The organism is Buchnera aphidicola (Ceratoglyphina bambusae), from assembly GCF_039363085.1.
In the GTDB taxonomy this organism is placed as follows: Bacteria; Pseudomonadota; Gammaproteobacteria; order Enterobacterales; family Enterobacteriaceae; genus Buchnera_G; species Buchnera_G aphidicola_E.
In genome coordinates, this window is record NZ_CP134982.1 from 380360 (window position 1) to 405282 (window position 24923).

A 24923-nucleotide genomic window follows, 5' to 3' on the forward strand; every position below is an offset into this window, starting at 1 on the left:
GTATACTCTAATTTATTTATATAATAAAATTATAATTTTAAAAATAATATTTTTTAAAACACTATTTTTTATTTTCTAAAATCTTAGATATAACATTTTCAGGAGCTTTAAAATATTTTAAAAATTCCATTGAATACATAGCTCTACCTTGAGTCTTAGATCTTAAATCAGTAGCATAACCAAACATTTCAGATAAAGGGACTTTAGATGTTATAATTCTACTGTTTAAATTATTATCTAATTTTTCTATTATCCCTCTTCTTTTATTCAAATCCCCAATTACATCACCCATATACTCTTCAGGAGTATCTATTTCTACTTTCATAATAGGTTCCAACAAAATAGGAGAGGCATTTTTAAAAGCATTTTTAAAAGCAATAGAAGCGGCTAATTTAAATGCTAACTCTGAAGAATCTACATCATGATAAGACCCAAAATGTAATCTTACTACTATATTAACAACAGGATAACCAGCCAAAGGTCCAGAGTTTAATTGTTCTTGTATACCTTTATCTATAGCAGATATATATTCTGTTGGAATAACCCCGCCTTTAATATTATTAATAAATTCATAATTTTTTGTACTATCTTCAGATGGAAACATATCTATTACTACATGACCATATTGCCCTCTTCCTCCAGATTGTTTTATATATTTTCCTTCTATATCATATATTTTATTTGTAATAGTTTCTCTATATGCAACTCTAGGTTTTCCTATATTAGCTGATATGTTAAACTCTCTTTTCATTCTGTCTATAATGATTTCTAAATGTAATTCACCCATGCCGGAAATTATAGTTTGATTTGATTCATGATCTATACAAACTTTAAAAGAAGGATCTTCTTTAGCTAATCTAGATAAAGCCATTCCCATTTTTTCTTGATCAGATTTAGTTTTTGGCTCTACTGCTATTGATATAACTGGATCAGGAAATTCTATTTTTTCTAAAATTATTGATTTATTAGGATCACATAGAGTATCTCCAGTAGTAACATTTTTTAATCCAATAGCTGCAGCTATATCACCAGATCTAACTTCATTTATTTCTTCTCTTCTGTTAGCATGCATTTGCACTATTCTTCCAAGTCTTTCTTTTTGTAACTTAGTAGAATTTAAAACTATATCTCCTGTACGAACTACACCAGAATATACTCTAAAAAAAGTTAAACTCCCTACAAAAGGATCAGTAGAAATTTTAAAAGCTAATGCTGAAAAATAATCATTATCATAATTTTTTTTTATATTATAATTATTTTTTTTATAATTTTTATCAATCTTTTTTTCTTTATTTAAAATTACATCATATGGAGAAGGTAAAAAATCTATAATAGCATCTAATAAAGTTTGAACTCCTTTGTTTTTAAATGATGATCCGCATGTTATAATTAAAATTTCATTTTTTAATGATCTTTTTCTTAAACTAATTTTTAATTCATTTTCAGAAAAATTTTTTCCAGACAAATATTTTTCCATAAATTCATCATTATATTCAGCTGCAGATTCAAGTAAATTATTCCTCCATTTCATAGAAACACTAAACAAATCTTTAGGAATTTCAGAGCATGTGAATTCTATTCCTTTATCTGAAGCATTCCAAATTATAGATTTCATTTTTATTAAATCTATTACACCTTCAAATTTTTCTTCTGAACCTATTGGAATTTGTATTGGAACTATATTTATATTAAATCTATTTTTTATTTGATTAATAACTTTAAAAAAATTAGCTCCAACTCTATCCATTTTATTTATAAAAGCTATTCTTGGTACATTATATTTATTAGACTGCTTCCATACAGTCTCAGATTGAGGTTGTACACCACCAACAGCACAGTATATCATTACTACTCCATCTAAAATTCTCATAGACCTTTCAACTTCTACAGTAAAATCTACATGCCCAGGAGTATCAATTATATTAATTCTATGTGAATTAAATTGTTTATACATTCCAGACCAAAAAGTAGTAGTAGCTGCTGATGTTATAGTAATTCCTCTTTCTTGTTCTTGTTCCATCCAATCCATGGTAGCATTACCATCATGTACTTCACCAATTTTATGATTCACTCCAGTATAAAACAAAATTCTTTCTGTTGTAGTTGTTTTACCTGCATCTATATGAGCACTAATACCTATATTTCTATAATGCGAAATTTCAGTTTTACGAGACATATTATTTTATAATCTCATTGTTTTTTTTAAAAAAAAATATTTAAAAAATATTAAATAAAAATTTTATATTTTTACTACCATCTATAATGAGCAAAAGCTTTATTAGCTTCAGCCATTTTATGAACTTCTTCTTTTTTTTTTACAGCTTCACCGCGTTTTCTAATAGCATCATATAATTCATTAAACAATCGTAATGACATATTTTTATCTTTTCTTTTTCTGGCTGATAATATTATCCATCTCATAGCCAAAGTGCTTCTTCTATTAGGTCTAACTTCTATAGGAACTTGATATGTAGAACCACCTACTCTTCGAGACTTTACTTCAACTATTGGTTTAACATTTTTTAAAGCTTCTTCAAAAGAATCTAATTCATTTAACTTTGTTTTATTAGATAAATTTTTTAAAGCATTATAAACAATTGTCTCAGCAATAGATTTTTTACCATCTATCATAAGTATGTTAATAAATTTAGCTAATAATTCAGACACAAATTTTGGATCTGGTAAAATTTTTCTATTTCCAATTATCCTTCTTCTAGGCATAAATGTCTCATTTTTAAAAAGATTGAAAAGTTTTAAATTTTAATAAATTTGCTTATAATATTAAGATTTTATTTTTTTTGTACCATATTTTGAACGACTTTTTTTTCTATCTTTAACTCCAGCGCAATCCAATGATCCTCTTACAACATGATAACGAACACCTGGCAAATCTTTAACTCTACCTCCTCTTATTAAAATAACTGAATGCTCCTGTAAATTATGACCCTCACCTCCTATATATGCTGTCACTTCGAAACCATTAGTTAATTTTACTCTACAAACTTTTCTAAGAGCAGAATTGGGTTTTTTAGGAGTTGTAGTATACACTTTAGTACATACTCCTCTTTTTTGTGGGCATTTTCCTAAAGCTGGAACATGATTCTTAGAAAATTTTCTTTTTCTAGCATTTCTTACTAATTGATTTATTGTTGTCATATAAAATCTTTTCTCATAAAAATTTTTGTGAAAATAATCTTAAAAATAATAAAATATATGTGCTATTTTAAATATAGTCATAAATTTTACCATTTTATTTGAGTTTTATTTTTTATTGTTAAATCCACAAAATCTGAATAATTAATTAAAGAAAAATTTTTAGAAGTTTTTAATATTAATCCTCTAGCAATTAAATCTTCTTCTAACACATACAAATTTTTAGAACAATTGACTATTTTATTTAAAAAAATATTATTTTTTATAGAAATAATAACACCATCTTGAATTGCAATAAAATAATCTTTTTTTTTTATAAAATTAAACAACATCTTTGAATCAATAAAAAAAGGAGAATTCATCAAAATATGTAACATATATACCTTATTTCAACAATTAATAATAAAATCAAATAAACTTAATTTTTTTATAAAATCCTTTTTTTTTAAAAATGTTGGTTTTACTAAAAAGTTTTCATTAATTTTTATTCCTCTTTCCTTTAAAGAATCTTTATAAAAATAAATATTAGACATTTTATAAATTTCTAAAATAGAGAAGGATTTAGAATAATTAAAAGAAAAAATTTTATTAGATTTTTGATTACTAATAACCTGCAAGATTCCATCTCCTAAAAAAAATATTCCTACATTTTTTATAATCAATGATACAGACAAAGCCATATCTAAACATTCTTTGCAAGAAACACTTCCATATGGAGATTTAGAAAATAAAAAAGCTATATTTTTCATATTTTATTGCATAATTTAAATTAATATAAAAAAAATTAAAATTGTATTATCCTATCAGATTTAATAATAATTTTAGATAACTCTACAAAACCAATTGGTTCAAATTGCATATCAAGATTACCAAAAGGAATTTTTTTTTTTAAAGCAAAATTATTAGTTATAACCCCTCTGTTTAAACAAGAATTCATACATACTTTTAATTTTACATTAAATTTTATAGACAATTTTTTCCAAAATTTTAACAAATTAATTTCATTAAAACTAGGAAAATTCATAATATTAGAATTATATATTCCATCAGAATAAAAAAATATACTTTTAATAGTATGTCCTTTTTTTAACAAATTTTTAGAAAACAAAAAAGCACTAATAGAATTTTGTGTACCATAACAAGGCCCTGTAACTAATATTGTAAATTTCATAATTTTTTTAAAGTACTATATAAATAATATTATTTAAATTTAATAATAAACATTATTAATTTTAATAAAAATATTTTTTATAATATTTATTAATAATATTAAACTAATATTTAATAATATAACATAATGTAAATATGTATATTTTAAATATATAAATAATAATTTTAAAATATAATATTAAATTCCAAAAAAAAGTTATAAAAATGATAATTTATTATTAATTATTTTAATCATTTTTTTAGCTATTTTAGAAGCTTGAATAGAACCTTTATTAGATATATAAATTAAATAATTTTCTCTATTCCTAAAATAAAAAAAATTTTTTTGTATTTCATGTAACTCTTTATAAATAACATGAGATAATTTATTTTTAAAATCAGAATAAGTATAATTCATAAAAATTTTTTCTGATTCTAAAATAGTTTTATCACTTAATATAGAAAATATATTTAATAAATTAGAAATACCTGGCTTACTTTTTTTGTCATAAATTATTTTAGGTGGATTATCTGAGTCTGTGGTAGAAGATTGTATTTTTTTAAAAATATCTACTTTTTTATCTAATAGGAAAATACTATTTTTAATATTACTATCAGATTTAGACATTTTTTTTTTAGGATCTAATAAAGACATTATTTTAGATCCTTGCTTAAAAATTAAATTTTTAGGCACATTAAAAATTTTACCAAATATTTTATTTAATCTTCTAGCTATTTTCCTAGTTAATTCTAAATGTTGAAATTGATCATTACCAATAGATACATAACTACTATTATATAATAATATATCGGAAGACATCAAAATAGGATAATTTAACAATCCCATATTTATAACTTTCTTATTTTTAGATTTATTTTTAAATTGAGTCATTCTAGATAATTCACCAAAATAAGAAAAACAATTTAATATCCAATTCATATAACAATGTTCTTTTACACTAGATTGCACAAAAATTATACTTTTGTTTGGATCTATACCGCAAGCTAGATAAAATGCTAAAATATCTAAAGTCTTTTTTTTCAAATTATAATTATTATTAAAATTAGTAATAGAATGTAAATCAGCCACACAAAACATACAATTATAATTGTTTTGCATAAACTTCCAATGTTTTAAAACACTTAAATAATTAGCTAATGTCAACAAACCTGTAGGCTGAACAGCGCTAAACAATATTTTTTTTTTGTATTTAAATTTTTTCATAAATATAAAATATTTTTAAAATATAAAAAAAAATAAAAATTTTAAATTAAAATATAATTTATTTTTTTTTATTATTATAATTATTTATTATTTTTCTTATATTATATATAGTTTTTTTATAATTTTTAGAACTAAATATTTCAGAACCGATTACAAAAGAATTAGCCCCAGCATTTAATATATTAATTATATTATCTTTTTTAATTCCTCCATCTACTTCTAATATTATGTTTAATTTTTTTTTGTCTATTAATTTTCTTATTTTTTCAATTTTTTTTAAAACATAATCTAAAAATTTTTGTTTTCCAAATCCTGGATTTACAGACATTACAAGTATTAAATCTAATTTATTAATAGTATAATCTAAATGATGTAATGAAGTAGAAGGATTTATAGCTAATCCAGCTTTACAACCAAAACTTTTTATTAAAGATATAGTTTTATCTATATGATTAGTAGATTCAGGATGAAAAGTAATAAATTTAGCATTATTATTTGCAAAAGATGGTATTAAACTATCAACTTTTTCAGTCATTAAATGAATATCAGCATTAAATTTAATATTACTATTTTTTAAAGATTCTAATATTAAAGGCCCAAACGTCAAATTAGATACATAATGATTATCCATAATATCAAAATGAATAAAATCAGCGCCTGAATTTAACACACATTCTATTTCATCTTTTAAACATGCAAAATTTGCTGATAAAATTGAAGGAACAATAAAAAATTTTTTCATAAAATTATATAGAACATTTTAAATGTTAAAATTAGTTAGAAAAATATTTATTAAAAAAATTACTTAACAATTTTTTATTTACATCATTTAATAAAATACATTTACCAATTTTTTCTGGAATAACTAATACTATTTTATTATTAGATACATTTTTTTTATCTCTAGACATATGCTTATAGTAATCAGAAAATTTCATTCTTTTAGGACCTAAAACCGGTAATTCTATTGATTTAAATAAATTAATTATTTCTCTTAATTGTTTTTTTTTAATTTTCCCTAAGTATTTAGATAAAAAAGAAGACATAACTATACCTGCAGAAACAGACTCTCCATGCAACCAATTATGTTTAGTAAATATCTCAATTGCATGACCAAAAGTATGACCTAAATTTAATATCATTCTTATACTATGTTCCTTTTCATCCTTACATATAATATTTTTTTTAAAATTACAACACTTATAAATACAATAAGACAATATATTTTTATTAAAACATAATATTTTCTTTAAATTTTCTTTTATCCAAAAAAAGAAATTTTTATCAAAAAGAATTGCATATTTTATAACTTCAGATAAACCAGAAGAAAATTCTTTTATAGATAAAGTTTTTAAAAAATTAATGTCTATTAATACACATTCAGGTTGATGAAAAGTTCCTATAACATTTTTAACTAAATTATTATTTACACCTGTTTTACCTCCTATTGACGCATCTACCTGAGATAACAAAGTAGTTGGAATATTTATATATTTTATTCCTCTTTTGTAAATAGAGGCTGCGAAACCAGTAATATCTCCTATAACTCCACCACCAAAAGCTATTAATGTAACATCTCTACCGCAATTCATTTTAATTAAATAATTTATAATAGTTTCTATTGTATTTAATGTTTTATAAACTTCTCCATCAGGTAAAACAATTTTTTTAAAAAAAATTTTTAATTTTTCAAAATTTTTTATAATATCTTTATTATAAATGTTAAATAATGTTGAATTAGTTATTAATACAACTTTTTTATAAGATTTTATTATAGAAATAATATTTTTATCATTAAATATATTATTTCCTATTTTTATAAAATATTTTGTTTTCTTTAATTTTATATATAATGTTTTCACAAAAAAAATACCTTAAAATTTTTATATAAAATATAAATTTATTATAAAAAATTATTATTTTTAAATTTTTTAAAAATATATGATGCTATAGACTTAGCGCTATTAAGATCTGTATCTACAGTTAAATCAGATATATTATTATATAAATGATTTCTTTCTTTAGCTAAATTTTCTAAAATAGTTTTATTAGATAATTCTTTGTTATTAAGTAACGGTCTATTTTTATCTCTTTTCGTCCTTATTAATTGCTTCTCTATAGTAGTTTTTAAATATATCACAGTACCTCTAGAAGACAACATATTCCTAATTTTTTCTGATACGATAGATCCTCCGCCAGTAGCTAAAACTATTCCATTTTTTTTAGTTAATTCATCAATAATTTTACTTTCCCTATTTCTAAAACCAATTTCACCTTCAACATCAAAAACCCATGCTATATCTGCGCCTGTTCTATTTTCTATTTCTTTATCTGAATCATAAAAATCCATATTTAATTTTTGAGCTAAATACTTACCAATAGTGCTTTTACCAGCACCCATAGGACCTATTAAAAAAATATTTCTTTTTTCTGCCATAATTTTATTTTATAAAAAACAAATTAATTTAATAATAGTTAATAAAATTTTATATAACTAATCAATTTAATTAAAAAAAATAAATATTATTAAATAATAGTAAAATAATATAATTATATTATAATTATAACAATTAAACTATTTTTTTTTAAATTTTATAAAAAATAAATAATTTAAAAAAAATAATAAAATTATAAATAATATTATGTATTTTTTTTATCATATAAACGTAAAAATTTAATATAATTAAATTTATATAAATTATTAAAAAATAAGACTTTAATTTATATTAATATTATATTATAATAATATATATTAAATGTATAATTTATTATACAATTTTAAAAAATATAAAATTTTTATTTTAAATAATATTGGTGAGATGCCTGAGAGGATTAAAGGGCACGCCTGGAAAGCGTGTATGTGAGTTTTCTTGCATCAAGGGTTCGAATCCCTTTCTCACCTAAATACATTTTAAATATTTAGTAAACTGTATTAAAATATAATATATATATTTTTTCTATATAAAAATTATAAATTTTACTATATAAAAAATATAATATTAAATTTTAATAATATGAATGATTTCCATGAACATGTTTCGTAATATCTTTTATACCTTTTATTTCTGGAAATTTCTTTATTAATTTTTTTTCAATAAAATTTTTCAAAGTTATATTTGACATAGAGCAACCGTTGCAACCACCTAAAAATTTTAAAAATACATACTTTTTTAAATCAATTTTTATAAATAATATACTTCCACCATGAATAGATAAATTAGGATTAATTTCATTATCTATCCAAAATTTTATTTTTTCTTCAATATTAAAATTATTATAATCTTTTTTAGAACACATATTAGGAACATTAAGAACTAATTTAGAAGACATATTTTCAATTTTTAAATCTATATTAGAATTTTTTAAATAAATATAATCATTTTTATCTACATAAACTGAAAATCCATCAAAATTAAAGACTAAATCATTTTTATTAACATCTTTTATATTGCAATATAAAATCCCAAATTTTACTTTATAAGTGCCTAAATTTTTAGCAAAAATTCTAATTTGCGTGTTTTTTTTTTTAACAATAGTTTTTTTAAATATTTTTCTGCTTTTTTAAATATAGTTACCATAAAAATTTCCAAAATATTTTTTTTTTTATATTATACTTATATATTATAAATATCTCAATCATTTTATTTAAAATAAATGATTTGTTTAAAAATTAGAACAACATAAAAAAATCGAATTCTAATTTTTAAACTAAAAACATTAAAATGGAATATCATCGTCAAATTCTGCTTCACTATTTTCATTTTCTAAAATATCTTTTTTAGAATAAACTTTTTTTTCATCTATTTTTTTATTAAAATTATTTTTTATTATAGACTTATCTTTTTCAATATTATCATTATCTTTATTATTAAAATTAGATGAAACTGCAGAATTACTATTTCTGTTACCCAACATTTGCATGGTTCCACCAATATTAACTACTACTTCTGTTGTATAACGATCTATATTATTTTGATCTTGCCATTTTCTTGTTTGCAATGATCCTTCTATATAAACTTGAGACCCTTTTCTTAAATATTCTCTAGCAATTTCAGCTAATTTATTAAATAATACAATTTTATGCCATTCTGTTTTTTCTCTAATTTCACCAGTATTTTTATCTTTCCATGTCTCAGAAGTTGCTATATTCATATTTGCTACAGCTATACCATTAGTCATATATCTTACTTCAGGATCTTGGCCTAAATTACCTATTAATATTACTTTATTAACTCCTTTACTAGCCATAATTGCTCCTAAAAAAAAATTAAAAGTATTTTTTATTTAATTATATATTAACATGAAAATTTTTAATTATAAAAAATATTTAAAAATTATATTAAAAAATATAAAATATGTTGTTAATATTTTATCTAAATTAATATAAGATTAAATTTTTTTTAACAAGTATTACTTTTACGAAAATAAATTTTTATGAAAAAAAAAAAAAATATATATAAATTTTGTGTAGCACCTATGTTTAGGTATACAGATGAACACTGCAGAAAGATATATAGAATAATGAGTAAAAAAACACTTTTATTTACAGAAATGATACATGTAAGAAATATATTATATGATTATAAAAATAAAATAATATTAAACAAAAAAAAAGAAAATCCTATAGCTATCCAAATAGCTGGATCAAACTCATTAGAAACAGCAAAATGTGCGGAAATAATATATAAAAAAAAATATAAATATATAAATTTAAATATAGGATGCCCATCAATAAAAGCTCAAAAAGGAAATTTTGGAATTATATTAATGAAAAAACCTAAAACTATAATAAACTTAATAAATTCAATAAAAGACAATACTCCTATGGAAGTAAGTATAAAAACTAGAATAGGAATAGATAAAAATGATAATTATAATTTTTTAAGTGACTTTATAAATGATATATATATAAATAGCAACTGTAAAATATTTATATTACATGCAAGAAGCGCGATATTAAACAATTTTAGTACTAAAAAAAATTTAAAAATACCAAAAATAAATTATAAAATAGTATATAAAATAAAAAAACAATTTCCTAAATTAAAAATAATATTAAATGGAGAAATTAAATCAATAAAAGAATCACTAATACATTTAAAAAAAGTAGATGGAGTTATGCTGGGAAGAAACATATATAAAAATCCAATGATGCTAAATTATGTAGATAAAAATATTTATAATATAAAAAATAAATATAGCTTTAAAAAAAAACTAAAAAAAATTTTTAAATATATAAATAAAAAAGTCAAAGAAAATATACAAATGTATAAAATTACTAGACATATATTAGAAATTTTCAAAGGAAATAAAGGATCTACAATTTGGAAAAAATTAATATTAGAAAATGCAAAAAAAAAAATTAATATAGAAAAAATTTTTAAAATATATAAAAAAAATAATTAATAAAATAAAATAAAAAAACATGAAATGTTTAAATTAAAAAAAAATATATAATAAAATTGATAAAAATTATATATTTATATATAAAATGAAAATAAAAATAAAAAATTTTTAAAATGGAAAAAAACAAAAAAAATTTTAAAAAATATAATGTATATAAAAAGTATAATATTAAAATTCCACCACACTCTATAGAAGCAGAGCAATCTATATTGGGTGGATTAATGTTAGATAATGAAAAATGGGAAACAGTATCAGAAATAATAGTTGAGCAAGATTTTTTTAGTAATCAACATAGAATTATATTTAAAGAAATGAAGCAATTATTAGAATCAGAATATCCTATTGATTTAATAACATTGTCAGAATCTTTAGAGCAAAAAGGAAAATTAGAAATAGTCGGAAGATTTTCTTATTTAGCGGAACTATCTAAAAATACACCTAGTACAGCAAACATAAAAGCATATGCAGATATAGTAAGAGAAAGATCTATAATAAGAGAAATAATATTAGTAGCAAATAAAATTTTATATGCTGGATACAATACAAAAGGACGAAGTAGTGAAGAACTATTAGATTACGCGGAATCTAACGTATTTAAAATTACCGAAAAAAGATCCAGAAAAAACTCTGGGCCAAAAAATATAGAAGAAATATTAGATTCTACAATATATAATATAGAAAAATTAATTAAATCTCCAATAAACGATTTAACTGGTATAAATACTGGTTATCAAGATTTAAATAAAAAAACATCTGGATTACAAAAATCTGAATTAATAATAATAGCAGCTAGACCTTCTATGGGAAAAACAACTTTTGCTATGAATATATGTGAAAATATAGCAATGATTTATAAAAAACCAGTATTAATATTTAGTTTAGAAATGCCTATAGAACAAATCATGATAAGAATTTTATCATCATTATCCAGAGTAAATCAAAATAAAATAAGAACAGGTAAGTTAAATGATGAAGACTGGGCAAGAATATCTAGTACTATAAATATATTATTAAAAAAAAAAAACATATATATAGACGATTCTTCTTCTTTAACAACAACAGAAATAAGATCTAGATCTAGAAAAATATATAGAGAAAATAAAGGTATTAGTTTAATAATGATAGATTATTTACAATTAATGAAAATACCATCTCTAAAAGAAAATAGAACATTAGAAATAGCAGAAATATCTAGATCATTAAAATCTTTAGCAAAAGAATTGCAAGTTCCAATAATAGCTCTATCTCAATTAAACAGATCATTAGAGCAAAGAGCTGACAAAAGACCATTAAACTCAGATTTAAGAGAATCAGGTTCTTTAGAACAAGATGCAGACTTAATAATGTTTATATATAGAGATGAAGTATATCATGAAAATAGTGATTTAAAAGGAATAGCCGAAATAATAATAGGAAAGCAAAGAAATGGACCAATAGGAACAATAAGACTAACTTTTAATGGACATTGGTCAAGATTTGACAATTATTCAGGAATTAAATATAAATAAAATTAAAAATAAAAAGCATTACAATACTTATTAATTTTAAAAAAATAATAAAAAAAATTTTATATAATTAAAAGTATAGTATAAATTTAAAAAAAATGGTGAAAGAATGAAAATAAAATTAGGAGTAGTAATGGATCCTATAGAAAATATTGATATAAAAAAAGACTCTACATTTTCTATATTATTAGAATCACAAAAGAGAAATTATAAAATTTATTATATGGAAATAAAAGACTTATATATATATTTAAACAAAGCTTATGCAGATACGAAAATAATAAAAATAACAGAAAACAAAAATATGTGGTTTGATGTAATAAAAAAAAAAAAAATATTGTTATCTAAATTAAATATAATATTTATGAGAAAAGACCCACCAGTAAACATGGAATTTATTTATTCTACATATATTTTAGAATTTGCGGAAAAGATGGGAACAATAATAATTAATAAACCAAGTAGTTTAAGAAACTTTAATGAAAAACTATTTAGTATATTATTTAGCAAATTTATACCAAAAACATTAGTAACTAGAAAAAAGAAAAAAATAAAAAAATTTATAAAAAAAAACAAAGACATAATTATAAAACCATTAAACGGAATGGGTGGAAAATCAATATTTAGAATAAAAAGAGAAGATCTAAATGCATCTGTAATAATAGAAACAATAACAAAAAATGAATCAAAATATTGTATATCACAAAAATATATAAAAGATATAATAAATGGTGATAAAAGAATAATAATAATAGATGGAAATCCTATAGAATGGTGCGTTTCTAGAATGCCTAAAAAAGATGAGTATAGAGGAAATTTAGCAATTGGAGGAACAGCTAAACTAGAAAAAATTAATAAAAGAAATTTAAGGATTTCAAAAAAAATAGGAAAATTTTTAAAAAAAAATGGAATATTACTAGCTGGAATAGATATAATAGGAGGAAAATTAATAGAAATAAATATTACTAGTCCAACTTGTATACGAGAAATTGAAAATTTTTATTCTATTTCTATTTCATCTATTTTATTAGATAAAATAGAAAAAATTTTAAAAAAAAATAAATTATAAATAAAATTAATATGGACTTAAAAATGAAATTAATTTTACAAAACCATTTCTTAATAGCTATGCCTGGAATAGAAGATCCATTTTTTAAAAAATCTGTTATATATATATGTAAACATGATTCTAATGGTACTATGGGTATAATAATAAATAAACCAATAGAAAACTTAAAAATAAAAGATATATTGAAAAAATTAAAAATAAAAGATTTTAAAAAAAAAAACAAAGAAATAAATAAACCGGTAATTCTAGGTGGCCCTCAATCTGGAGATAGAGGATTTATATTACATTCTTCAAAAAAAAAATTTTCAACTAGTATAAAAGTATCTAAAAATATGTTAATTACAACTTCTAGAGATATTTTAGAATCTATAGAATCTTTAGAAGATCCTGAAAATATTTTAGTAGCATTAGGTTATTGTTCTTGGAAAAAAAATCAATTAGAAAATGAACTATTAGAAAACACTTGGATTATAACTCCAGCTAGCAATTATATATTATTTAAAGTTCCTATGAAAAATAGATGGACTGAAGCTGCTAAAACATTAGGAATAGACACAAAAAAAATAACAATGAATTTTGGGAATGCATAAAAAATGAATTATATATCTTTTGATTATGGTACTAAAAATATAGGATTAGCAATAGGACAAAAAATAACAAATACAGGAAATATGCTTCCATCTATAAAAATTAAAAATGGAATTATAAATTGGAAAAAAATAAAAAAAATAATAAAATATTGGAATCCTAAATCTATAGTAATAGGATTACCATTGAATATGAATGGAACTGAACAGAATTTTACTGTTAAAACAAAAAATTTTGCTATTAACATAAAAAAAAAATTTAACATACCTGTTTATATGCATGATGAAAGATTAACTACAGTAGAAGCTAAAAATATTTTATTTAGAAAAAAAGGAAAAAAAAATTTAACTAAAGACAAAATAAACTCTATGTCTGCTTTAATTATTTTAGAAAGTTGGATGTCTAAAAACTAAATTTTAAAAAAAATAAAATGTATAAAAAAAATATAGTTAAAGAAATACCTATAAGTTTATATATTCATATACCATGGTGTATAAGAAGATGCCCGTACTGCGATTTTAACATATTTATATTTAAACGAAAAAAAAAATATATAAATAAATATATAAAAAATTTACATAATGATTTAAAACAAGATATAAAATTAATAAATAATAGAAAAATTTGTAGCATATTTATAGGAGGAGGAACTCCAACATTATTAAATCATAAAGAAATTTTTATTTTATTAAAAAAAATAAAAAAAATAATAAAATTTTCTAAAAATATAGAAATAACTATTGAAATGGATCCTAAAACATTAATAAAAAATGAAATAAAAATTTATTATAAATTAGGTATAAATAGAATATCATTAGGAATCCAAACTTTTAATAATAAAAAATTATTTTTTTTGAAAAGAATGTATAACTCTAACCAAGCAATAAAGACTATAAAAATTTGTAAAAAAAATAAAAAAATTAAAATTAATATAGACATAATTCATAGTTTACCTAAGCAAACATTATATGAAGCATTAGTAGATATAAAAAAAACTGTAAAATTAAATCCTAATCATATTTCCTGGTATAAATTAAATATAGAAAAAAATACATATTTTTATAAAAAAAAAATAAAAAATACCAAAGAAAATATATTTTTAAACATATTAAAATTTGGAAACATAATATTAAAAAAACACGGATTTAAACAATATGAAATATCTTCATATTCTAAAAAAAAATGCATATCTAAACATAATTTAAATTACTGGAATTATGGAGACTATTTAGGAATAGGATGCGGCTCTCACAGTAAAATAACTAAAAAAAATGGAAGCATAATAAGAATTATTAAGCAAAAAAATATAAAAAAATATAATTTAAAAAAATATATATATAAAATAAAAATTTTAAAAAAAAAAGAAATAATTTTAGAATTTTTTATGAATAATTTTAGATTATTTAAACCAATATTTAAAAGTGATTTTTTTAAATATACTAATATACACTCTAAAGAAATAAATAAAAAAATAAAAATAGCCATCAATAATGGATATATTAAAGAAAACAAAAAAACATGGGAAACTACAAAAAAAGGAAAAAATTTTTTAAATGATTTATTAGAAATATTTATATAATTTAAGTTTTAATATATATTAAATTATATATAGACTTTTTAACATTTTTAGCTTTTTTTTCATATTTCGTATAACAAAATAAATTTTTATTAATAAATTTGTTGTTAGAAATAAAAAAAAACTTTTTAAAACCACCTATAATTTTTATATTTTTTTTAACATTTTTATAATAATCTTTAGAATCAGTTATAATGTGTAATATTCCATCTTTTAATAATTTTTCTCTTAATAAAAATAAAAAAAATAAATTTATTAATCTTCTTTTTTTATGTTTCTTCTTTTCCCATGGATCTGGAAAAAAAATTTGTATTTTAAATATAGAATTATTTAATATCATATATTTAAATACTTTAAATGCATCATAAAAAATTATTTTTAAATTTTCTAAACCATTTTCATTGCATTTTTTTAAACAATATATAACACCCTTAATATATACTTCTATACCTAAAAAATTTATATTTAAATTTTTTTTTACATCAAAATATAATTTTCTTCCATTTCCAAACCCCACATCTATTATTATAGGATTTTTATTGTTAAACTTTTTTTTTAAGTTTATTTTATTATATAAAAAATTTATACAAAATCTATTCCAATAACTTCTAATAACATTAATATAACTTATCCTTAATTTTTTTCTTCTTAAAACAAAACTTTTAATTTTACTAAAAAAAATATTATTATTTTTATAACATAATTTAAAACTATTTTTCAAATATTTCTTAATATTATTATTCATTTTTTTTAAAATTTTATATTATGTCAATGTAATTAAATAATTATGTTTTTGTTAATAAAAATATATTATTATTATTATATTATAAAATGAACTTTTTAAAATTTTTTAAACAAATTTATGAAAAAATTTATAATATGTAGATTTTATAAAAAAAAATTAGAAAAACAAAATAGTCAAATTTATCCAGGTAAAATAGGAAAAAAAATATATAAAAAAATTTCTAAAAAAGCATGGAATAAATGGACTAAAGAGCAAACTAAAATAATAAATGAAAAAAAATTAAACACATTAAAAAAAAAAGACCGAAAAAAAATAGAAAAATATATGATAAATTTTTTATTTAATAAAAAATCAATATTTAATAATTAATGATATTATATTTTTTAAATATATGCAAGTTTGCTTTAATAAAAAAACTTTTTCATAATTTTTTTTATTTTTAATTAACATATTTTTTAAATCAAATTTATATTTATTTATTTTACTTATGTTGAAATATTTTAAACAATGTTTTTTCCACTTTTTTTTCTCAATTTTATTTAATAAGCTAGGAAAATTTCTAGCTTTTAATCTAAATAACAATTCTTTCATTCTATTATCGTTAAAATTAAGATTTAATTTATTAAAACAATTTGGTTGTGTATTATGTATTAAACTTAATAACTTCTTATCATGATAATCAATAAAATTATTATATATTTTTAAATCTACATTTGACGTTTCTATTTTATATTCATATATAAATAAAAAAAATTTTTTTAGTTTTAAAAAAATATCCCAATTTTTCTTTATATATAATATTCTTCTGGTATTTTTTTTAAAATTCACTCTAATTCTATTAAAATCAATTCTTCTAGCTACAGAAATAGGTGCTAATATAGGGCATTTGTTTAAATGAATAAAAATTATTCCAAGATGAAAAAGACTTTGTATACTAATGTTGTTCATGTTTGTTTCATACTCTTTGTTAAAATAATAAAAAAAAACTTTTAAACTTTTTGATAAATCAAACATAATTGCTATATTAAAATTTTTAGGATGAATAAATAAAAAAAATACTGTTGACAAATTAAATCTTTTAATTCCAAAAATATTAGAAGAATAAAAAATAGGTTTATTAATATTCTTATATATTATTTTTAATACATTTTTTTTAAATCTATTTTTAAATATATAATTAAATAACTTGGAATTTTTTTTTTTCAAAAATTTAATTACAGAAATAGTAGCTAATACATCAAAAACAGCATCATGTGGTTTATTATGAAAAATATTATTTATTCTAGTAAAATCACTTAATTTAAAACTAACTAAATCATTTTTTATGTTTTTAGGCCATTTTATATTATCAGGTCTAAAAGAATAATATGCTCTTAATATAGTTAACACGTCTAATCTAGAATTATTATTTTTATAATGCCAACTATATGGGTCTAAAAAATTTCTATAAAATATATTTCTAGTAAATTCATCGTCAAAATGTAAATTATTATATCCAACAATACATAAATTTTTTTTTGAAAAAATATTATATATATTTTTAGAAAAATAATATTCATTTAAACTGTTTTTTTTCCTTTCACTATTAGGTGCAATTTTATTTATTAATATAGAATTTATGTTAGGCAAATAATCTAACGGAAGAGTACAAAAAAAACAAATATTTTTACTTAAGATATTAAAATTATAATCAGTAATAGTACAAGAAAATTGTAATGGTTTATCTAATGAAGGATTTATGCCAGAAGTTTCATAATCATAAAAAATAAATTTAAACTTTTTAGATAACATGAAATAAAAAAAATAAATATAAAAATTAATTTAACTCCTCCGACTGGATTCGAACCAGTGACATACGGATTAACAGTCCGCCGTTCTACCAACTGAACTACAGAGGAAACATAACCTATGTTATTATATTTTTTTTTTTTTGTCAAAAAAAAATAAAAAAAATATATATAGAAAAAAAAAAATATATATAATATAATAATTAAATATTATTTTTTAGGCCCTTTAGCTCAGAGGTTAGAGCAAACGACTCATAATCGTTAGGTCGCTGGTTCAAATCCAGCAAGGGCCATAAAAAAATATGTTAAAAAATAATTTATTTAATATAAATAAAAATAGTTTTATATGATAACTAATGATAAACAAAAGATCATTTAATAGATCTCTAACAGAGATGAGACCAGTAACATTTGAAATAAATTATACTCCTCATGCTGACGGATCAGTTTTAATAAAAGTAGGAAATACATCAGTTCTATGTAATGCATCTATACAAGAAAAAGTTCCATTTTTTATAAAAGGACAAAATATGGGATGGATAACTGCAGAATATGGAATGATTCCTACATCTACTCATAAAAGAAATATTAGAGAATCTATACAAGGAAAACAAAAAGGCAGAACAATTGAAATTCAAAGATTAATATCTAGATCTTTAAGATCTGCTGTAAATTTAAAAAAATTAGGAGAAAGAACTATTTTATTAGATTGTGATGTATTAGAAGCAGATGGTGGAACTAGATCAGCATCAATTACAGGATCATATATTGCTATGGCTCAAGCTTGTAAAAAATTAGTAAAAAAAAAAAATTTAAAAAATAATCCAATAAATTCGATAATAGCTTCAGTATCTGTAGGAATAGTTAATGATGAATATATGTGCGATTTAGAGTATAATGAAGATTCAAAAGCATATTCTGACATTAATATAGTAATGAATTCTAAAAATAAAATAGTAGAAATACAAGGAACAGCAGAAGTTAAAACTTTTAGTGAGCATGACTTGTTCAAATTAATATCAATTGCAAAAAAAAATATTAAAAATTTAATAATACAACAAAAAAATATATTGAAAGAAATATAAAATATTAAATTAAAAATTAAAAATTTATTAATAAATAAATGTTATTTTTTTAAATTATACGAAATTTAAATATTTTAATTATAATAATATATTCTTATATCTATAAATATATTAAACAAAATTTCTGTATAAAATAGATATAAGAATTTTAAATTAAATTCTAATTATAACGTAATTATAAAAATTTTTTAATAAATAAATAAATTTATTAAAGAAAAATATTTAATTAATTGAATTTATTTGGGCAAAACTTCCAAGCAAACCTTAGAAGTAATACTTTTTGTAAATTTAAAAATTATATTATATTTACCTAATTTTTTAATATAACCTTCTTCAATACGAATATTTTTTTTGTCTACTTTTATATTATTTTTGTTTAAACATTCTAAAATGTTTTTAATACTTACTGATCCAAATAATTTTCCTTCTTTACTAGATTTTGCAAATATTTTAATATGTTTTACCTTGTCTAATTTATATTTAATTCTCTCATAAAATCTAATTTTATTTTTTAGTTCTTTTTTTTCTAATTTCTTTGTATTTTTAAATATCTTAATATTGTTTTTACTAGCTAATATAGCATATCCATAAGGAAATAAAAAATTTCTAGCATATCCTGGTTTTACAACTACTATTTTTCCTTTTTTACCTAAATTATCCACATTTTTATACAATATTATTTTCATAAAATTTTTGTAACCTACTATAAAATTTTATATATATAAAAAATTATTTATGTTGATCAGTGTAAGGAAGTAATGATAAATATCTAGCTCTTTTAATTGCTATAGATAACTTTCTTTGAAATTTTGACTTAGTTCCAGTAATTCTACTTGGAACTATTTTACCATTTTCAGTTACATAATTTTTCAAAAGATTTATATCTTTATAGTCTATTTCTTTTATTCCTTCAGTAGTAAACCTACAAAATTTTCTTCTTCTAAAATAACGAATCATTTTAATATCCTAAAAATTATGTTTTAAAATTTTAATACATTTTATATATAAAAAATATTTAAAAAAGAAAATATAAGATATTATTTTTTTTCTAAAGATTTTTTATCTAAATCTTGCAACAAAGCCATTGGAGATTTAGACTTAAATATTTTATTTACAGAAATTATTAAATTTCTTAAAATATTTTCATCAAATCTAATCTTTTTCTCTAAATTATTTATAGTATCTATTAAAACTTCTATATTCATTAATATATAATGACCTTTATGAACTTTTTTAATAGGGTAAGATAAATGTTTTCTACCCCAATCTTCTATTCTATGTATTAAACCTCCTTGTTCTTTTATAAATGAAACATATTTTTCTAAAATTTTCGAAACCAAATTACTATTTCCAGGGTGAAATATCAAAACTATTTCATAATTCTTCATATTTAGTAACACCATATTTAAGAACAATATATTTAAAATACATTTTATAATAACTATAATATAGTAAATGAAAAAAATATAACAAAAATTATCTGTTATATTTTTTTTATAAAAATATAATATTAAACTTCATTAAAAAAAACATAATATTTACATAAATTTTTACATAAATTAACATTTTAATACAATTATTAGCAGTATAATATAAAAAATTAATTTATAATAGTATAATTATTTAATACATTTATTATAGTTTTTAAAGAATTTTTGTTGTCATTTGAATATAAAAAATTAATATTTTTCCAAGATTTTAACCATGTCATTTGATTCTTTGCTAGTCTTCTAGTAGAAATTATAATTTTATTAAACATTTCATCATATGTAATTTTTTTATTAATAAATTGCCACATCTGAGAATAACCTATACAACGCATAGCTTGAAAATTTAATTTCAATATTTTTTTTTTAAACAATGTGTATACTTCTTCTTCAAATCCTAAATTTAACATCCTTATTAATCTATTTCTTATATTATTGTATAAAATATTTTTATTTTTAGGAATTAAAGCAAATTGTATAACTTGGTATGGAAATTTTTTTTTACTAAAAAAATTACTTCTTAAATTTCCAGTATAATAAAAAATTTCTAAAGATCTAGCTAATCTATATACATCATTTTTACCTATTTTAACAGCGCTTATAGGATCTATTTTAAATAACTTATTATATAAAAAATTATTATTCATTTTATATAAATTTACAAATTTTTTTAATAATATATTTTTATTTTTAGGAAATTCAATTAATCCATTTAATAAAATTTTATAATAAAACATAGTTCCTCCTACCAACAAAGGAATTTTACCTTGCAAAAATGCATTTTTTATTTCTTTCAAAGAATCATAATAAAAATTAGCTACAGAATAATTTTCATTAGTATTTCGTATATTTACTAATTTATGAGGATATTTTATTAATTCTTCTCTATTAGGTTTAGATGTACCTATATTCATATTCTTATAAACTAAAGAAGAATCTACACTTATTATTTTTATGTTTATTTTATCTTGCATATTCATAGCTAATGAAGTCTTTCCACAAGATGTTAAACCCATTAAAAAAACAACTATAGGATAATTTTTATGCATATTGTATTAAATTTATCTTTATGAAAACATAATTTATGTTATTTTAATTAAAATGTACTACATAAAATTATATAAATAAATTTCGTAAAATTAATATAAATATTATTTATATTTCCACTTTTTATAAAAATTTATTAAACCATTAGTTGAACTATCATATTTATAATTTATATCATTATTTTTTTTTAACATATTATATATATTGTTAGAAAGTGTTTTACCTAATTCAACACCCCATTGATCAAAACTAAATATGTTAAAAATAACTCCTTGAACAAAAGTTTTATGTTCATACAATGATAACAATAATCCTAAACTATAAGGATCTAATTTTTTGAATAATATAGAATTAGAAGGTATGTTACCAAAAAATTTTTTATGAAATAAATAGTTATCTTTTTTTCTTATATTAAAAAAATCATTTTTCAAATTTTTAGATAATACACTATCTCCAAAAGACAAAGCTTGTGTTTGCGCAAAAAAATTAGATAATAAATGTAAATTGTGATTATAAAACAAATTGCTAAAATTATTTACAAATGCAATGAAGTCACAAGGAATTAATCTAGTTCCTTGATGAAGTAGTTGAAAAAAAGAATGTTGACAATTTGTTCCAGTTCCACCCCATATAATAGGACAAGTATTATATGAAACTCTTTTTCCATTTTTATCTATATTTTTTCCATTAGACTCCATATTAAGTTGTTGCAAATAATTATAAAATTTGCTTAATCTGTTATTATAAGTTAATACTGCTTCAGTGCTAGTATTAAAAAAAAATATATACCAAAAACTTAATAATGCTAATATTATAGGAATATTTTTATTATAAGATTTATTACAAAAATGAACATCCATTTTGTTAGCTCCAGCTAGAAATTTTTTAAAATTTTTATATCCTATTGAAAGCATCACAGACAATCCAACAGAAGACCAAACAGAATATCTTCCTCCAATCCAATCAAAAATTTTAAAAATGTTTTCTTTTCTTATACCAAATTTTATAGATGCATTTGTATTGTTTGATATTGCGCAAAAATGGTTTGCAATAAAATCTTTGTTATTAAATTTTTTCAAAAAATATTTTTTTATACTATTAGAATTTACTATAGTTTCTGAAGTAGAAAAAGTCTTAGAAACAATTAAAAATAATGAAGATTCTATATCTATATTATTCAATATATCGATTAAATTGTTATTGTCTACATTAGATAAATAATATATGTTTAAATGATTTTTATAATCTTTTAGTGCATAATTAACCATTTTAGGGCCCAATTCTGATCCACCTATTCCTATATTTATTATGTTTTTAATTTTTTTGTTAGTGCAACCTCTCCACGCTCCATTAATAACGTTATTAGAGAATTTTTTCATTTTTTTTAAACATAAATTAATTTCATGCATAACATTTTTTTTATCTACAAATATTGGAATATTTCTTAAATTTCTTAATGCAATATGTAAAACAGAATTATTTTCAGTTTCATTTATTTTTTCACCTGAAAACATTTTTAAAATTTCATCATATATATTTATTTCTTCTGCAAATTTAAACAAATTATACATAGTATTATTATCAACTATATTCTTGGAATAATCTAACAATAAATAATCTTTAAAATTTATAGAAAATTTTTTAAATCTATTTTTACTATTTAAAAATAAATCTTTCATATGAACATTTTTCATATATTTAAAATTATTTAATAACTTTTTATAATACTTATAATTTTTGTATATCATAGATTTTATTTTGTAAAAAAAAATTCACATTAATTTTATAATAAACATATTTATATTTTTTTTAAAAAAACATATTATTATATTAATAATATAATTATGCAAATAATTTATAAATAAATTTATATTAACATATAAATTTTATATTAAAAATATTATATAAATATGAAAAAAAATAATTTAATATGGATAGATTTAGAAATGACTGGACTAAATCCAAATAATAATTTTATTTTAGAAATAGCTGTAGTAATAACAGATAAAAATTTAAATATAAAATCTAAAGGAATTTCTATACCAATACATCATAAAACTACAATAATAAATAAAATGAATACTTGGAATAAAAGAACACATAAAAAAAATGGATTAATTAAAAAAGTCAAAAATAGTATATATAATGAAAAAATGGCAGAACAAAAAATAATAAAATTTATAAAAACTTTTACTAAAAAAAAACATTCACCTATGTGTGGAAATTCAAACTTTTTAGATAAAATTTTTTTAAAAAAATTTATGCCTACATTATTAAATTATTTTCATTATAGATCTATAGATGTAAGCACCATAAAAGAATTATCTAAGAGATGGAACAATAAAATATATAAAAAAATAAAAAAAAAAAATAATCATTCTGCTTTAAAAGATATATATGAATCTATAAAAGAGCTTATATACTATAAAAAAAAATTTTTTAATATTGAAGAAGAATAAATTAAATAAAAACTTGTTTAAACAAAATTATTACTATATAATTTTAAATAAGCGGGAATAGCTCAGTTGGTTAGAGTGCAACCTTGCCAAGGTTGAGGTCACGAGTTCAAATCTCGTTTCCCGCTCAAATAAATTATTTTATCAAAAACAAAAAATATTATTGTATGATTTTATTTTTTAAAAATTTTTAAATCTCTTATTAAATCTTTCAATTCTGCCACTAGTATCAACAATTCTTTGTTTTCCAGTAAAAAATGGATGACAAGAACCGCATATATCTAAATGAATATGTTTTTTGTTTATAGTAGAAAAAATTTCCATTTTATCTCCACATGAACAAATTACACTTATTTTTTTATAATTTGGATGTATATTTTTTTTCATTTTTAGTAAAACCTTTTAAAAAAAAATAAAATATATATTTAAAAATATATTACTATATAATTTATATAAAAAAATATATATAAAATAATAAAATAACATTAAATAAATCTAAATTATTTATTAAATTAAAAAATGTATTTTACAAATTGTTTAATTAAATTAAGAAACATTATAAATTAACATTATAAATTAAAATACAAATTTATAAAAATTTTAAATAAAATTTAACAATGAAATTAATAAACATTTTAATATATA

29 protein-coding genes and 4 tRNA genes are annotated in these 24923 nt (G+C 19.5%); 12 read left to right on the forward strand and 21 right to left on the reverse strand.

Going from position 1 to position 24923, the window contains the following annotated elements; all coding sequences use genetic code 11:
* Positions 1–61: 61 nt before the first annotated feature.
* From fusA to aroK, 10 genes are all read right to left on the reverse strand, one after another.
* Positions 62–2176, reverse strand: a complete 2115-nt coding sequence (fusA, locus tag RJD23_RS01850; protein WP_343188174.1) for an elongation factor G — start codon at positions 2174–2176, stop codon at positions 62–64.
* A gap of 74 nt (positions 2177–2250) precedes the next feature.
* On the reverse strand, positions 2251–2721 hold the full coding sequence (gene rpsG / locus RJD23_RS01855) for a 30S ribosomal protein S7 (protein WP_343188175.1): 471 nt from the start codon (positions 2719–2721) through the stop codon (positions 2251–2253).
* A 60-nt stretch (positions 2722–2781) separates the two neighbouring features.
* Complete coding sequence (rpsL, locus tag RJD23_RS01860; RefSeq protein ID WP_343188176.1) at positions 2782–3156, reverse strand: 30S ribosomal protein S12; 375 nt, start codon at positions 3154–3156, stop codon at positions 2782–2784.
* A gap of 86 nt (positions 3157–3242) precedes the next feature.
* Complete coding sequence (gene tusB, locus RJD23_RS01865) at positions 3243–3530, reverse strand: sulfurtransferase complex subunit TusB (protein WP_343188177.1); 288 nt, start codon at positions 3528–3530, stop codon at positions 3243–3245.
* 12 nt (positions 3531–3542) lie between these two features.
* The gene (gene tusC / locus RJD23_RS01870) at positions 3543–3902 is read right to left on the reverse strand and encodes a sulfurtransferase complex subunit TusC (protein WP_343188178.1); all 360 of its coding nucleotides are present in this window, start codon (positions 3900–3902) and stop codon (positions 3543–3545) included.
* Between the two features lie 35 nt (positions 3903–3937).
* Positions 3938–4324 (reverse strand): sulfurtransferase complex subunit TusD, encoded by a 387-nt coding sequence (gene tusD / locus RJD23_RS01875; RefSeq protein ID WP_343188179.1) that lies wholly within the window; start codon positions 4322–4324, stop codon positions 3938–3940.
* A gap of 195 nt (positions 4325–4519) precedes the next feature.
* A complete protein-coding gene (trpS, locus tag RJD23_RS01880; RefSeq protein ID WP_343188180.1) occupies positions 4520–5527 on the reverse strand; it encodes a tryptophan--tRNA ligase in 1008 nt (335 codons plus the stop codon).
* Positions 5528–5585: 58 nt separating this feature from the next.
* The gene (rpe, locus tag RJD23_RS01885; RefSeq protein WP_343188181.1) at positions 5586–6269 is read right to left on the reverse strand and encodes a ribulose-phosphate 3-epimerase; all 684 of its coding nucleotides are present in this window, start codon (positions 6267–6269) and stop codon (positions 5586–5588) included.
* A gap of 31 nt (positions 6270–6300) precedes the next feature.
* The gene (gene aroB / locus RJD23_RS01890; RefSeq protein WP_343188182.1) at positions 6301–7389 is read right to left on the reverse strand and encodes a 3-dehydroquinate synthase; all 1089 of its coding nucleotides are present in this window, start codon (positions 7387–7389) and stop codon (positions 6301–6303) included.
* A gap of 41 nt (positions 7390–7430) precedes the next feature.
* Positions 7431–7964, reverse strand: coding sequence for a shikimate kinase AroK (gene aroK / locus RJD23_RS01895; RefSeq protein ID WP_343188183.1), 534 nt, complete (start codon positions 7962–7964; stop codon positions 7431–7433).
* A gap of 376 nt (positions 7965–8340) precedes the next feature.
* On the opposite strand from aroK, the gene RJD23_RS01900 reads away from it, so the two are divergent.
* A tRNA-Ser gene (locus tag RJD23_RS01900) sits at positions 8341–8429 on the forward strand.
* 104 nt (positions 8430–8533) lie between these two features.
* On the opposite strand, the gene RJD23_RS01905 is transcribed toward RJD23_RS01900, so the two are convergent.
* Positions 8534–8857 (reverse strand): NifU family protein, encoded by a 324-nt coding sequence (locus RJD23_RS01905; protein ID WP_343188184.1) that lies wholly within the window; start codon positions 8855–8857, stop codon positions 8534–8536.
* Positions 8858–9244: 387 nt separating this feature from the next.
* Entirely contained in the window at positions 9245–9775 is a 531-nt protein-coding gene (gene ssb, locus RJD23_RS01910; RefSeq protein WP_343188185.1) for a single-stranded DNA-binding protein, read from the reverse strand.
* 186 nt (positions 9776–9961) lie between these two features.
* Here ssb and dusA point away from each other — a divergent pair, with 186 nt between their 5' ends.
* The 6 genes from dusA (at position 9962) to hemW (ending at position 15674) form a co-directional block, all read left to right on the forward strand.
* Positions 9962–10933, forward strand: a complete 972-nt coding sequence (dusA, locus tag RJD23_RS01915) for a tRNA dihydrouridine(20/20a) synthase DusA (RefSeq protein ID WP_343188186.1) — start codon at positions 9962–9964, stop codon at positions 10931–10933.
* 113 nt (positions 10934–11046) lie between these two features.
* Positions 11047–12441 carry a replicative DNA helicase gene (gene dnaB / locus RJD23_RS01920; protein ID WP_343188187.1) on the forward strand — a complete coding sequence of 465 codons (1395 nt, stop codon included), beginning with the start codon at positions 11047–11049 and terminating at the stop codon, positions 12439–12441.
* Positions 12442–12547: 106 nt separating this feature from the next.
* Positions 12548–13507, forward strand: coding sequence for a glutathione synthase (gene gshB, locus RJD23_RS01925; protein ID WP_343188188.1), 960 nt, complete (start codon positions 12548–12550; stop codon positions 13505–13507).
* 23 nt (positions 13508–13530) lie between these two features.
* Positions 13531–14097: a YqgE/AlgH family protein gene (locus RJD23_RS01930; RefSeq protein ID WP_343188189.1), complete on the forward strand. Its 567-nt coding sequence runs from the start codon at positions 13531–13533 to the stop codon at positions 14095–14097.
* 3 nt (positions 14098–14100) lie between these two features.
* Positions 14101–14508, forward strand: a complete 408-nt coding sequence (gene ruvX / locus RJD23_RS01935) for a Holliday junction resolvase RuvX (RefSeq protein WP_343188190.1) — start codon at positions 14101–14103, stop codon at positions 14506–14508.
* A 17-nt stretch (positions 14509–14525) separates the two neighbouring features.
* A complete protein-coding gene (hemW, locus tag RJD23_RS01940; protein WP_343188191.1) occupies positions 14526–15674 on the forward strand; it encodes a radical SAM family heme chaperone HemW in 1149 nt (382 codons plus the stop codon).
* A 1-nt stretch (position 15675) separates the two neighbouring features.
* On the opposite strand, the gene trmB is transcribed toward hemW, so the two are convergent.
* A complete protein-coding gene (trmB, locus tag RJD23_RS01945) occupies positions 15676–16416 on the reverse strand; it encodes a tRNA (guanosine(46)-N7)-methyltransferase TrmB (RefSeq protein ID WP_343188192.1) in 741 nt (246 codons plus the stop codon).
* 117 nt (positions 16417–16533) lie between these two features.
* Here trmB and RJD23_RS01950 point away from each other — a divergent pair, with 117 nt between their 5' ends.
* On the forward strand, positions 16534–16785 hold the full coding sequence (locus RJD23_RS01950; protein ID WP_343188193.1) for an oxidative damage protection protein: 252 nt from the start codon (positions 16534–16536) through the stop codon (positions 16783–16785).
* Here RJD23_RS01950 and sbcB read toward each other — a convergent pair.
* The gene (gene sbcB / locus RJD23_RS01955) at positions 16768–18207 is read right to left on the reverse strand and encodes an exodeoxyribonuclease I (RefSeq protein WP_343188194.1); all 1440 of its coding nucleotides are present in this window, start codon (positions 18205–18207) and stop codon (positions 16768–16770) included. The two genes, RJD23_RS01950 and sbcB, sit on opposite strands and share 18 nt — an antisense overlap.
* Positions 18208–18241: 34 nt before the next feature.
* A tRNA-Asn gene (locus RJD23_RS01960) sits at positions 18242–18314 on the reverse strand.
* Between the two features lie 109 nt (positions 18315–18423).
* Here RJD23_RS01960 and RJD23_RS01965 point away from each other — a divergent pair.
* Together RJD23_RS01965 and rph are read left to right on the forward strand one after the other, a co-directional pair.
* Positions 18424–18496: transfer RNA gene (locus tag RJD23_RS01965), tRNA-Ile, on the forward strand.
* A 63-nt stretch (positions 18497–18559) separates the two neighbouring features.
* Positions 18560–19288: a ribonuclease PH gene (gene rph, locus RJD23_RS01970; RefSeq protein ID WP_343188195.1), complete on the forward strand. Its 729-nt coding sequence runs from the start codon at positions 18560–18562 to the stop codon at positions 19286–19288.
* Between the two features lie 236 nt (positions 19289–19524).
* Here the strand turns inward: rph and rplI are convergent, their stop codons facing one another.
* From rplI to pgi, 5 genes are all read right to left on the reverse strand, one after another.
* A complete protein-coding gene (gene rplI, locus RJD23_RS01975) occupies positions 19525–19974 on the reverse strand; it encodes a 50S ribosomal protein L9 (protein ID WP_343188196.1) in 450 nt (149 codons plus the stop codon).
* A gap of 43 nt (positions 19975–20017) precedes the next feature.
* Positions 20018–20245 (reverse strand): 30S ribosomal protein S18, encoded by a 228-nt coding sequence (rpsR, locus tag RJD23_RS01980; RefSeq protein WP_343188197.1) that lies wholly within the window; start codon positions 20243–20245, stop codon positions 20018–20020.
* Positions 20246–20325: 80 nt separating this feature from the next.
* Positions 20326–20691: a 30S ribosomal protein S6 gene (gene rpsF / locus RJD23_RS01985; protein ID WP_343188198.1), complete on the reverse strand. Its 366-nt coding sequence runs from the start codon at positions 20689–20691 to the stop codon at positions 20326–20328.
* Positions 20692–20888: 197 nt separating this feature from the next.
* Complete coding sequence (gene miaA, locus RJD23_RS01990; RefSeq protein ID WP_343188199.1) at positions 20889–21824, reverse strand: tRNA (adenosine(37)-N6)-dimethylallyltransferase MiaA; 936 nt, start codon at positions 21822–21824, stop codon at positions 20889–20891.
* Positions 21825–21926: 102 nt separating this feature from the next.
* Positions 21927–23579: a glucose-6-phosphate isomerase gene (pgi, locus tag RJD23_RS01995; RefSeq protein WP_428994254.1), complete on the reverse strand. Its 1653-nt coding sequence runs from the start codon at positions 23577–23579 to the stop codon at positions 21927–21929.
* Positions 23580–23726: 147 nt separating this feature from the next.
* Between pgi and orn the strand changes: the two genes are divergently transcribed.
* Together orn and RJD23_RS02005 are read left to right on the forward strand one after the other, a co-directional pair.
* Positions 23727–24281, forward strand: a complete 555-nt coding sequence (gene orn, locus RJD23_RS02000) for an oligoribonuclease (protein WP_343188401.1) — start codon at positions 23727–23729, stop codon at positions 24279–24281.
* A gap of 51 nt (positions 24282–24332) precedes the next feature.
* Positions 24333–24406: transfer RNA gene (locus RJD23_RS02005), tRNA-Gly, on the forward strand.
* A 52-nt stretch (positions 24407–24458) separates the two neighbouring features.
* On the opposite strand, the gene rpmE is transcribed toward RJD23_RS02005, so the two are convergent.
* On the reverse strand, positions 24459–24665 hold the full coding sequence (gene rpmE / locus RJD23_RS02010; protein WP_343188201.1) for a 50S ribosomal protein L31: 207 nt from the start codon (positions 24663–24665) through the stop codon (positions 24459–24461).
* Between the last annotated feature and the right edge of the window lie 258 nt (positions 24666–24923).